At 61.5% G+C, this 11892-nt stretch carries 10 protein-coding genes; 3 read left to right on the forward strand and 7 right to left on the reverse strand.

Annotation, left to right across the window (positions count from 1 at the left end):
* Positions 1-51 precede the first annotated feature (51 nt).
* Complete coding sequence (locus tag EIY72_RS01190; protein ID WP_197678871.1) at positions 52-1149, reverse strand: PLP-dependent cysteine synthase family protein; 1098 nt, start codon at positions 1147-1149, stop codon at positions 52-54.
* Positions 1150-1395: 246 nt separating this feature from the next.
* On the opposite strand from EIY72_RS01190, the gene nhaA reads away from it, so the two are divergent.
* A complete protein-coding gene (gene nhaA, locus EIY72_RS01195) occupies positions 1396-2583 on the forward strand; it encodes a Na+/H+ antiporter NhaA (protein WP_093225901.1) in 1188 nt (395 codons plus the stop codon).
* A gap of 79 nt (positions 2584-2662) precedes the next feature.
* Here the strand turns inward: nhaA and EIY72_RS01200 are convergent, their stop codons facing one another.
* A complete protein-coding gene (locus EIY72_RS01200) occupies positions 2663-3127 on the reverse strand; it encodes an outer membrane lipoprotein (RefSeq protein ID WP_093225904.1) in 465 nt (154 codons plus the stop codon).
* A 168-nt stretch (positions 3128-3295) separates the two neighbouring features.
* Here EIY72_RS01200 and EIY72_RS01205 point away from each other — a divergent pair, with 168 nt between their 5' ends.
* Complete coding sequence (locus EIY72_RS01205; protein WP_093225907.1) at positions 3296-3532, forward strand: hypothetical protein; 237 nt, start codon at positions 3296-3298, stop codon at positions 3530-3532.
* A 5-nt stretch (positions 3533-3537) separates the two neighbouring features.
* Here EIY72_RS01205 and pdxH read toward each other — a convergent pair whose 3' ends face one another.
* The 5 genes from pdxH to dinG all read right to left on the reverse strand — a co-directional run bounded on the left by pdxH (position 3538) and on the right by dinG (position 11305).
* A complete protein-coding gene (gene pdxH / locus EIY72_RS01210; protein ID WP_093225910.1) occupies positions 3538-4185 on the reverse strand; it encodes a pyridoxamine 5'-phosphate oxidase in 648 nt (215 codons plus the stop codon).
* A gap of 25 nt (positions 4186-4210) precedes the next feature.
* Complete coding sequence (locus EIY72_RS01215; RefSeq protein ID WP_093225913.1) at positions 4211-5272, reverse strand: OmpA family protein; 1062 nt, start codon at positions 5270-5272, stop codon at positions 4211-4213.
* A 114-nt stretch (positions 5273-5386) separates the two neighbouring features.
* Positions 5387-6532: a serine hydrolase domain-containing protein gene (locus EIY72_RS01220; protein WP_093225916.1), complete on the reverse strand. Its 1146-nt coding sequence runs from the start codon at positions 6530-6532 to the stop codon at positions 5387-5389.
* Positions 6533-6701: 169 nt separating this feature from the next.
* Positions 6702-9065 carry a beta-galactosidase gene (locus EIY72_RS01225; RefSeq protein WP_093225919.1) on the reverse strand — a complete coding sequence of 788 codons (2364 nt, stop codon included), beginning with the start codon at positions 9063-9065 and terminating at the stop codon, positions 6702-6704.
* A gap of 95 nt (positions 9066-9160) precedes the next feature.
* Positions 9161-11305, reverse strand: coding sequence for an ATP-dependent DNA helicase DinG (gene dinG / locus EIY72_RS01230; RefSeq protein ID WP_093225922.1), 2145 nt, complete (start codon positions 11303-11305; stop codon positions 9161-9163).
* A 99-nt stretch (positions 11306-11404) separates the two neighbouring features.
* Here dinG and EIY72_RS01235 point away from each other — a divergent pair, with 99 nt between their 5' ends.
* Positions 11405-11869, forward strand: a complete 465-nt coding sequence (locus tag EIY72_RS01235; RefSeq protein WP_093225925.1) for a CopD family protein — start codon at positions 11405-11407, stop codon at positions 11867-11869.
* Positions 11870-11892: the final 23 nt, after the last annotated feature.

An 11892-nucleotide genomic window follows, 5' to 3' on the forward strand; every position in this document is an offset into this window, starting at 1 on the left:
CTGTGGGAGCTGGCTTGCCAGCTCCCACAGTTTTTCAGCACCTGCCCGATTTCAGATATTGGCGCGCAACACCGACGCCGGCAATGGCTCTCCCCGCTCCACCGTCGCCGCCACCGCGGCAATCAATCCGCTCAGCTCATAGCCCTGGGCCTTGAGCCAATCCTGATCGTAATAAGTGGTGGCATAGCGCTCGCCGCTGTCACACAGAATCGCCACCATCGAGCCCTGCTCTCCTTCATCCTTCATGTGTTGCGCCGCCATCAACGCACCAATCAGATTGGTCCCGCTCGACCCACCGACATGCCGTCCCAGGCGCTCCGCCAGGTAGTGCATGGCCGCCAGCGACAGGGCATCCGGCACCTTGACCATTGCATCGATGACCTTGGGCAGGAACGACGCCTCGACCCGCGGTCGGCCAATGCCTTCGATCCGCGAACCATGATCCAGGCGCAGGCTGGCGTCACCGCTCTGGTAGTAATCGAAGAACACCGAGCGCTCGGCATCGGCACAGAGTACGCGGGTGCAGTGCTGACGATAACGCACATAACGGCCAAGGGTGGCCGTGGTGCCGCCGGTGCCGGGGCTGGAAATCAGCCAGCTCGGCTCGGGATGTTGCTCGAAGCGCATCTGATGGAAGATCGACTCGGCGATGTTGTTGTTCGCCCGCCAGTCGGTGGCGCGCTCGGCGTAGGTGAACTGATCGATGAAGTGGCCGTCATGTTCGCGCGCCAGACGTTCGGATTCGGCGTAGATCTGCGTCGGGTCGTCGACCAGATGGCTCTGGCCACCATAGAAAGCGATCTGCGCGATTTTTTCCTTGGACGTGGTGGCCGGCATCACTGCAATGAACGGCAGGCCGAGCATGCGGGCGAAGTAGGCTTCGGAAATCGCCGTCGACCCGCTGGACGCCTCGATGACCGGCGCGCCGGGTTTGAGCCAGCCGTTACACAGCGCATACAGGAACAATGAACGGGCCAGGCGGTGCTTGAGACTGCCCGTGGGGTGACTCGACTCATCCTTGAAATACAACTCGATACCCGGAAAACCCGGTAGCGGCAAAGGGATCAAGTGGGTGTCGGCGCTGCGCTGGAAATCGGCTTCGATGATCCGGATCGCTTCGCGGGACCACTGTCGGTTGTCGCTCATGATGTTGTTCTCGTTGAATCGGCGGAAGTCGGCCGGTTGAGGGCCTCAATCGACAAGCTTAGGAAAAATCCTGCATACGGCACAGGTACAGCTGCGCTCCAATACGCTGGCCAACTGCTAGGCTCAGGGCCATGTCGGCCAGGGGTCTTGTAACGGTATATAACAAAAAAGAATATAACTTTTGTTTTAACAACTAACAGTACTTGTTAGGGTGTAACACCTTTTTGAACCCACAGATGGAGAGCGACCTTGCCTCTGCGTAGCACTTTCACACGTTTCTTTCAGATGGAAGCTGCCAGCGGTCTGTTACTGATCGCCGCTGCCGTTCTGGCGCTGGTCATCAACAACTCGCCGCTGTCGTGGCTGTACAACGGCCTGCTCGACACCCCGGTGGTCGCCCAGATCGGCGCCCTGAAAATCGCCAAGCCACTGCTGCTATGGATCAACGACGGCCTGATGGCACTGTTCTTCCTGCTGATCGGCCTGGAAGTGAAGCGCGAAGTACTCGACGGCCAGTTGTCCAAACCCTCGCAAATCGTCCTGCCCGGCATGGCGGCGATCGGTGGCATGGTGGTGCCAGCGCTGATCTACTGGTTCCTCAACCGTGACAACCCGCCCGCCCTGAGCGGCTGGGCGATTCCGACTGCCACCGACATCGCCTTTGCCCTCGGCGTACTGGCATTACTGGGCAAGCGGGTTCCGGTTTCGTTGAAACTGTTTCTGATGACCCTGGCGATCATCGACGACCTTGGTGCCATCGTCATTATTGCAATCTTCTATTCCGGCGAGCTGTCTACCCTCTCGCTGGGGCTGGCCGCGGCCTGCATCGCAGCACTGATTGGCATGAACCGCCTTGGCGTGGTGAAGCTCGGGCCGTACATGATCATCGGCCTGATCCTCTGGGTGTGCGTGCTCAAGAGCGGTGTCCACGCAACGCTGGCCGGCGTGACCCTGGCCTTCTGTATCCCACTGCGCACGAAAAACGCCGAGCCTTCGCCATTGCTGACACTGGAACATGCGCTGCACCCGTGGGTCGCCTACGGCATCCTGCCCTTGTTTGCCTTTGCCAACGCCGGCCTGTCCCTGAGCGGCGTCACTGCCGAAAGCTTCACCCACGACGTGCCGATGGGCATCGCGGTCGGCCTGCTGCTGGGTAAAACCGTCGGCGTGTTCGGCCTGACCTGGGTGGCCGTGAAAATCGGCATCGCCGCCCTGCCCCAAGGCGCCAACTGGGGCCAGGTACTGGGTGTGGCCATTCTCTGCGGCATCGGTTTCACCATGAGCCTGTTCGTCGGTTCCCTGGCCTTTGTTCCGGGCACCAGCGACTACGCCGGGATGGACCGCATGGGCATCCTCACCGGTTCGATCCTGGCGGCGTTGATCGGTTATGCGGTGACGGCTATGGCCAGTCGCCAACGTGGATTGCAGGCAGCGTAATGTTCCATCGCTAACCGGCCACAAAAACAAAACCCCGACCAGTCACCTGATCGGGGTTTTGTTTTATCCGGATTCGCGCTTAGTGCGAAACGCGGCTGGTGCCACCCACGGTGGAGATGCGTACACGCTCGCCGACGCGGAACACTTCGTTCGGCTGCACTTCCTGCACGTAGGCGCGCATGCTGCCGTCGTCTTCACGTACGGTGATTTCCACGCCCTGGGTGCGGGTCAGGCCTTCTTCTGCGGCGGAACCGAGCAGACCGCCGGCCACGGCACCGATAACGGCTGCAACAACGCTGCCTTTGCCGCCACCGATGGCGCTACCGCCTACGCCGCCGACCACTGCGCCTGCAGCGCCGCCGATCGGGGTCTTGGTGCCTTCGATTTTCACCGGACGCAAGGCTTCGATGGTACCCATGCGAATCGTCTGCACGCGACGCGCTTCGTCACGGGAGTAGGAGTCACCGGTCAGGCTCGATTGGCAGCCAGTGAGCAACATCGCCATGGTGGAAAAGGAAGCAACCAGCAGAACAGACTTACGCATAGCATCAACTCCAAAGAAACAGGTAGTCATTTAACTCCGCGGCTTGACGCCTGTCACGGCACCGCCCGGATAAAATGGGTTTGATTCAGGCCCTATTAAGGCGCTTTCACGAGCTCACCACACAGTAGCGGCAAAATCGGACTGCTGCGCCATCAGCCAAGGATTCACATGGACTACTTTATCATTTTCGTCACTACCGTCGCTGGTCTGTACTTCCACGGGTGGTTGTACGTGCGGATAAGACGCTGGATGGACCGCGACCTGGCGTTATCGCTGGCAGGCAAGGACAAGCAGAAAAAAGCCTTCATGCTCGAACAACTGGCCCAGGCCCGGGCGCAAAATATCAAGCGTCGAGACCTGTCGAAGTGGCTGGAGGCCGCCGCGGCAGGCTATCCCGGTCGGTAGACTGCTCAGGGTGCCAGACGTTCAAGAATCCAGTCGGCGCCCTGCTGGCGATAGTTCAGGCGGTCGTGCAGGCGGCTCGCACGACCTTGCCAGAACTCGATGCGCTCCGGCAGCAGGCGATAGCCGCCCCAGTGTTCCGGGCAATGCGGTTGCGTGTCGCTGAAGCGCGCCTCGGTGTTCTTCAGCAAGGTTTCCAGTTCACCTCGGTCAGCAATGACGCGACTTTGCGGCGAAGCCCAGGCCCCGAGGCGGCTGCCCAGCGGGCGAACCTGAAAATAGGCGTCGGATTCTTGCGCCGACACCTTCACCACCCGCCCTTCAATCCGCACCTGACGTTCTAGCGCTGGCCAGAAGAAGGTCATGGCGGCGAACGGATTCGCCGCCAGATGCTGGCCCTTGGCACTTTCGTAGTTGGTGAAGAAGGTGAAGCCCTGCTCGTCGAGCCCCTTGAGCAGCAGAATGCGGCAATGCGGCCGACCGTCCTGATCGACCGTGGCCAGGGTCATGGCATTGGCTTCCACCGGTGCCTGCTCGGTTTTCACCGCGTCGGCGAACCATTGGTGAAACAGCGCAAACGGCTCGGCCGGGGCTTGTGCCTCGGTCAGGCCATCACGGGTGTAGTCACGACGCATATCAGCCAGGCCCTGGGTCATGGCGCATTCCTTTTTGGTTAACGGATCACTGCTTGGCAGTATCGGTCGCGGCGACTTTCTTGTCAGCCGTGGCGGCCTTGGCCGGCGCAGTCTTTTTCGCCGGGGTGGCGGTTTTCGCCGGTGTCTTCTTGGCTGGAGCCTTCTTCGCCGGGGCTTTTTTCGTGACGGGGACGGCGGCTTTCTTCGCAGCCGGCGCCGGCGTCACAGGTTTGGCAACAGGCTTGGGATCAGCGGCAGCCACCATCGTCACCGGGGCCGGAGCTGGCATGTTGTATTTGCTCAGCAAGGCAATCATGGTGTTCTGTGGGGTGACCAGCAGCTCCACACGACGGTTCAGGGCACGACCTTCGGCGCTGTCGTTGGCAGCACGCGGGGCATCACCGCCCAGGCCACGCAACATCAGGCGATCACGCTGCAAACCGCTGAGGCGGAAGATCGCGGCCACAGCCTGGGCACGCTCCTGGCTCAGCTTCACGTTGGCCGCTGCGGCACCGGTGGTGTCACTGTGGCCAAGGACCAGTACGGCGGTGTTTGGATCGACTTCCAGGATCTTGGCGACACGGGTGAACGGGCCGAGGGTAACCGGCAGCAGCATGGCCGGGCGATCCGGGTTGAACGAGCCCTGGACCGGAGCGGTCACCACCAGCACGTTTTCGCGACGTTCGAGTTGCAGGTTGCTGTCCTTGATCGCTTCACGCAGGCGCGGCTCGTAGTCGTCCAGCCAGGCCTGGGTGACTTTCGGATCAGGCATCGGCACGGCTTTGGTGGCGCTCTGTTCCTTGTTGCCGCCGAACGGCCACCACCACTTGCTGCCGGAATCGGCATCGGTCTTGGCCACAGCGACCGGTTTGGCTTCAGGCTTGGCTTCAGGCTTGGCTTCAGCTTTGACGTCAGCCTTCACCGCAGGCTTGGCAGCACTGTCATCCGAACCAAACGGCCAATACCAGGGGTTGCTGCTCTCGGCCTTGGTGACTGGGGCAGTTGCCGCCGCTTTCTGAGAGGCTGCGCCCGAGTCATTCTGCGGGGTCTGTGCGCAACCGGTAATGGCAAAGCAAAGGGCCAGAGCGAGGGTGGATTTAGGTGACATAAGATATCCAGAAAATAAAAAACAATGAAAATCAGGCCGCTATAGCCCACATAAACAGTCGGTTTGAAACTGAAAAGGCTGTCGGGTTCCGGCCCTGGAACCCGTTGATGCGTTTTACAGACAAGTGGCCAACACCCGCGCCAGTTTTTGCGCGCGAGGGTCCATCAAGACGTACGGTCCCAGGGTATTTGTCACAAAGCCGAACGCCACATCGTGCTCAGGATCAGCAAAGCCGATGGAACCGCCGGCACCCGGATGGCCAAATGCCTTCGGTCCGAGGCCGTAGGTGGCGTTGGCAACGTCCGGTTGATCAAGCATGCAACCCAGACCGAAACGGGTGCGGGTCAATAAAGTCTTGTCTTCGCCAAGGCTGTGCTCACGGGTCAGCTCATCGAGCATGTCGCTTTCCAGCAGGCTGCCATCCAGCAGGCCGGCGTAGAAACCGGCCAGGCTGCGGGCATTGCCATGCCCATTCGCGGCAGGCTGCTGCATGCGCCGCCACTCGGGTTTATTGGTGCTGGTCAGCACCGATGGCGGATTGGTGAAGGCACGGGTGGTCATGGCGGTGGGCTCACGCATGGTCACCTGCAGCAGGCGCTGAGCCGCCGCGTCGCCAACGTTGCCCTTGCCACGGGCGATATGCGCCACGCGATAGAACTCTTCGTCAGCCAGACCGACGTGAAAATCCAGACCCAGGGGTTTAGCCACTCGCGCCACGATGGACTCACCGGGACCACGGCCATCGGCACGACGCAACAACTCGCCGACCAGCCAGCCATAGGTGATGGCCGCGTAGCCGTGACCGTCGCCGGGCGTCCACCAGGGTGCTTCGGCGGCCAGCGCATCGACCATGGTTTGCCAGTCGTACAGCGCTTCGGGCGGCAACAATTCACGCAATGCCGGCAGACCGGCCTGATGGCAGAGCAGCTGGCGCAGGGTGACGGATTCTTTGCCGGCCGCCGCAAACTCAGGCCAATAGCGGGCGACAGGGGCATCCAGTTGCAGTTTGCCTTCGGCCACCAGTTGCAATGCGGTCACAGCGGTAAAGGTTTTGGTGCAGGAGAACAGATTGGCGATGGTGTCGCTGTGCCAGGCCTCGCTGCCATCCTTGTCGGCCGTGCCGGCCCACAGGTCGATGACGGTTTCACCGCCGATCTGGATGCATAACGCCGCGCCACGTTCCTGGGAATCGTCGAACAGCGCTGCGAACGCTTCGCGCACTGGCTCGAACTGAAGCTCGTAATGTCCCTGAATCTGCACCCGCAACTCCCCGGATAACCGCTCTACAAAGTGGCGGGCATTGTTCCAGCCCTTGAGGGTTTTGGGAACAGGCTTGGGCTGGGCGGTCGCCGACAGATGGACGCCGTCGGGCCTGATCGCCAGCCAGCCGGCTCCTGCAAGAAGGAGCCGACAGGCTGGCAGTCAAATATCAATGACCATTGCCGGAATGGCCACCCGCGCCTTTACCTGGTCCCTTGCCGGCCTCGGCCTTTCTACCGCCCTCGGCATCGTGGGCGGCCTTGTCAGCGGCGGCAGCGGCTTTTTCGGCCTCTTTACCCAACTGCTCGACGGTCGCCAGGTTACTTTTACGCACACTTTCGACAAAGCCCTGGAACGGCAAATCGGTGATGCCCACCAGCCCGAAGTGGCCGTTCTCGCCATCGAGCAGGCGACCGGTCACCGGTTGATCCAGGTACTGGAACCAGTGCACGCCGACAATCGACGGCTCACTCAAGGCCTGCTTGAGGAAGTTGGCATACGCCGGACCGCGATCCTCTTCCTTCGCCAATTGCGTCACACCGCCCCAGAACGGACCGCGATCCGCCGAACCGAAGTTGAATTCGGTAATCAGCACCGGCTTGTCGAGGCTGCGCAGTTTGGCGAAGTCATAACCGTCCTGCGGTTGCAGGGTGTACATGTTGAAGCTCAGCACGTCGCAATACTGTGCGCAGGACTCCACAGCCTCCGGGGTGCTGATGGCGAACCGACCACCCAAGAGCAGGTGATTGGGCGCGTGCCATTTCAGCGAATCGGAAATGGTCTTGAAGTAGGTGTCGGCGAAGACTTTCTGGAAGTATTTGAAGTCGGCTTCGATTTCCGGGTGCTCAGGGTTTGGCAACGGCGGCACGAAACCCGGATCTTCCATCAATTCCCAGGCTGGCAGATCAATACCCCAGGCTTTCGACAGGCCGGCCTGATTGCGGTACTTGTCGCGCAGTTGCTTGAGGAAAGCGCGCTTGGCCGGCACATCGGTGGTCATTTTCAAGGTGCCGTAGGCCAAGGCGTAGCGGGCTTTCGGGTCGTCGCCGGGACCGGCCCAGGCCAGTTCGTTGTCGGCGTAGTAACCGATCAGCCACGGATCGTCACGGTGGTCGCGGGCCGCAATGGCCACGGCGCGTTCAGTGGCCATGGCAAAGCGCGGATCGAACGGATCGGGCATGCCGCCCCACCAATCGGTACCGGTGCTGATGCTGGCGTAATCGCCGACGATCGACAGTGGCAAGGTGTACGGCACGCGCTCGGCATCGCCCAAATCAGGCGCACTCCAGTTGCCAAGGGTGTTGAAACCCCAGGCTTGCAGGCGATTGAGGGTGTGGCCGGTCCAGCGTTTATCATCGAGCGTGGCCTTGCACGGTTGCTCGGGTTTGGGCTCAGTCGTTTCGGCAGGAGCCTGCGTGGCTTGCGCACACGGATCGCCGTACAAACGCTGCAGGTTGGCGGCATAGAAGTCGTACCAACGCCCGTTGTTGTAACCGCGGCCCTGGTCGACGCCATTGCCGCCACGGTTGTCGCCTTCGCCAAAGTGGCTTGCCAGCGCGTCATCCGCTTTCGGCAGGGATTCGAACATCCACTCGCGCCCGGCGACGTAAGTCTGATTCACGTCCGGCGCAACGGTGTTTACCCCCAGCGAATAAAACGGATGCCCCAACGGCGTTACCAAATACCAGCGTCCATCGCGCTTTTCCGTGCGAAAAAAACCACTGGCCTTGAACTCCGCGCCTTTGTTCAAGCCGCCGAACTTGTCCAGCGAGGACTTCTCGCGCTCGGCCAGCCAGGTCTTCAGTTGTTGCTGCTCCTTGGCGGCGGCGCTTTTCAATTGCTCGTCGTTGCTGATCTTTTCCGGCCACTTGGCCCGGGTCGACTGGCCGTAGGCATCCACCAGGCTGCCATACACGGTGTGGGTCACCGCCTCGCCGTCCTGCACGCCAAAACGCTCGAGCAGAATGCTTTGCGCTGCTTTCGGCTGATCCATCGACAAGCTCACCGACACCACCTGCCCGCGATCCAGCTCACCGGCGCTGCTGGCCAGCAGCACGCGCTGTCCATCGACGGTCATCGGCATGGGCGGCCCGGCTTTCATGCCCAGGTTCAGTGGCGAAGTGGGTTGCAGCGGCACCAGCAGGGTTTGCGCCGGGCCGGCCGGCAGGTCAACGCGGCTGACCAGGGTCTTGCCGTCGTTGCTCTGCACCGTGACGTACAGGGTCAGCGCCCAGTTCATCGCATTCTGGATACGCAGACTCATGACGCCCGATTGCGACCAGTCCCAGGCGCCGGTTTGCGGGGTCAGGCGCAGGGTCGGACGGGCCACCGGGTTGAACGTCACCCGGCGCAACACTTCACCCTCAGGAGTTTGCTCGGCGTTGGATTGCGGCAGGCTGGCGTCCTGGGTCGCCACCTGAACCACATCGGCGGGGCGCACAAAGTTGAACAGCGTCTGCTGGCCCGCGGGCGCGGCCAACAGCGGTGTCGTGAACAGCAGGGCAAAAACAGCAGGCAACGAACGGCGAATCATGAGGACGAATGTCTCCCTAACGACCCTCAAGGGGCCAGTGAAATAACGGTAGCGAGAGATAGACAACACGGCAGGCAAAATTGCCTGCCGGTGTCTCAGGAAATTTCACGGCGGAATGGCGGCAGCGCGTTGAGGATGGCTTTGCCATAGCGCTGGGTCACCAGGCGACGATCGAGCAAGGTGATGGTGCCGCGGTCTTCTTCGGTACGCAGCAGGCGACCGCAGGCCTGGACCAGCTTCAGCGAGGCGTCCGGCACCGAGATTTCCATGAACGGATTACCGCCCCGAGCCTCGATCCATTCGGACAAAGCGGCCTCGACCGGGTCGTCAGGCACCGAGAACGGAATCTTGGCGATCACCACGTGTTCGCAATAGGCACCCGGCAAGTCGACCCCTTCGGCGAAACTCGCCAGGCCAAACAACACGCTGGAATCACCGCCGTCGACCCGCGCCTTGTGCTTGTTCAGGGTTTCCTGCTTCGACAGGTTGCCCTGGATGAACACTTGCTTGCGCCAATCGCGGTCGAGGCCGTCGAACACGTCCTGCATCTGTTTGCGCGAAGAGAACAGCACCAGGGTGCCTCGCGAGCCTTCAACCAGCTCCGGCAGGTCACGGATGATCGCCGCCGTGTGGGCCGCTGCATCACGTGGATCGGCATTGAGGTTCGGCACCCGCAGCACACCGGCATCAGCATGGTGGAAGGGGCTTGGGACCACGGCCGTCACGGCTTTTTTCGGCAGGCCGGCGCGCATGCGGAAACGGTCGAAGGTACCAAGGGCGGTCAAAGTTGCCGAGGTCACCAGACTGCCGTAGGCGACGTTCCACAGGTTGCGCCGGAGCATTTCCGCGGCAAGGATCGGGCTGGCATTGACCTCGATATCGAACAGCGAACCGCTTTCGGCCAGGGTCAGCCAGCGCGCCATTGGCGGGTTGTCTTCCGGATCTTCGGCGGTGAACGCAGTCCACAGCTCCCAGTTGCCGGAAGCGCGGGACAACAGGCTACCGAACAGTGGATACCACTCTTCGGCCTGGTTGCTGGCGATGCCGATATTGACCTCGCCGTCCATGCCTTCCTTGAGCAGATCGGTCAGGCGGGTGAACAAGTCGTTGAGACGAGCAAAGCCTTTCTTCAGCTCGATGCCCATCTCGCGCATGTGCTCGGGAATCACCCCGCCGACAAAACGGTGCCGTGGGCGCTCGCGGCCTTCGACGTCTTCGCCGGGCTTGAAGTCGGCAATCTGCTCACAGGCGGTGAACATGAACTGCTGCTGGGTCTTGATCTCCCGCGCCAGCTCCGGCACCTGTTCGATCAGCTTGCCCAGATCGCCCGGCAGCGGGTGCTGCGCCAGCAACTTGGTGAGGTTCTTCGCGGTGCTTTCCAGCCAGTCGGCCGTGGAGCGCAAACGCGTGTAATGGGCGAAATGGCCGATGGCCTTGTCCGGCAGGTGATGGCCTTCGTCGAACACATAGATGGTGTCGCGCGGGTCCGGCAATACGGCGCCGCCGCCCAGGGCCAGGTCGGCCAGGACCATGTCGTGGTTGGTGACGATGACGTCGACCTTGCCCATGCCTTCGCGAGCCTTGTAGAAGGCGCACTGGCCGAAGTTCGGGCAATGACGGTTGGTGCACTGGCTGTGATCGGTGGTCAGGCGCGCCCAGTCGGCGTCCTCCAGCGCATTGGGCCAACTGTCTCGGTCGCCGTCCCATTTATTGCCGGCGAGCTTTTCGATCATGCTGGTGAACAGCTTCTGGCTGGCCTCGTCGACCTCGATCTTGAAACCTTCTTCCTCGAACAACTGCGCGGTAGCCGTTTGCGCGTGACCTTCCTGCAACAACATGTCGAGTTTGGACAGGCACATGTAACGCCCACGCCCCTTGGCCAGGGCGAAACTGAAATTCAGCCCGCTGTTGCGCATCAGGTCGGGCAAATCCTTGTAGACGATCTGCTCCTGCAGGGCGACGGTAGCGGTGGCGATCACCAGGCGTTTGCCGGCCGCCTTCGCAGTCGGGATCGCCGCCAGGCTGTAGGCCACGGTTTTACCGGTACCGGTGCCGGCTTCCACCGCGACAATCGCCGGGTCGCCACTGCGCCGGCCTTCGTCGTCGGTGTCGATATCACCCAGGACTTTGGCGACTTCAGCGATCATCAGGCGTTGGCCGTAACGCGGCTTGAGGCTCTTGGCTTCGAGAAAACGCGAATAGGCGCCCTGGATCGTGGTTTTGAGTTCAGTGCTGATCATGTGATGTCGGGCGCAAAAAACGCTGGATAAATTTTCAGTGGTTCGATTCGGCCGCTATCATACCCCGCTAATGAATCCCGCGCAGAACGGAGTACCCCAATGACACCTTTTAGCCTCATTTACAGCCTGCATGTACTGGCCGCCCTGGTCTGGGTCGGCGGCATGTTTTTCGCCTGGATGGTCCTGCGCCCCGCGGCGATGAAGGCTCTGGAAGGCCCTGCCCGGCTGAAGCTGTGGGTAGAAGTGTTTCAAGGTTTTTTCCGCTGGGTCTGGGTCGCGGTGGTGCTGTTGCCAATCAGCGGCGTGGGCATGCTGCACATGCACTTCAACGGCTTTGAAACGGCGCCGCGTTATGTGCAGGTGATGATGGGTCTGTACGTGGTGATGACGGCACTGTTCATTCGCATTCAGGCGCTGTTGCTGCCGGAGTTGCGCACCGCGGTGACGGAACAGGATTGGCCGGCCGGTGCTGCGGTGCTGGGACGGATTCGCAAGCTGGTGGGAATCAACCTGCTGGTGGGACTGGCGCTGGTGGCGATTGCCGCGGCGCGCCCGATGTTCTGAAGCACCTCGCGGGCAAACCCGCG

It is taken from the genome of Pseudomonas vancouverensis, from assembly GCF_004348895.1.
GTDB classification, from domain to species: Bacteria; Pseudomonadota; Gammaproteobacteria; order Pseudomonadales; family Pseudomonadaceae; genus Aquipseudomonas; species Aquipseudomonas vancouverensis.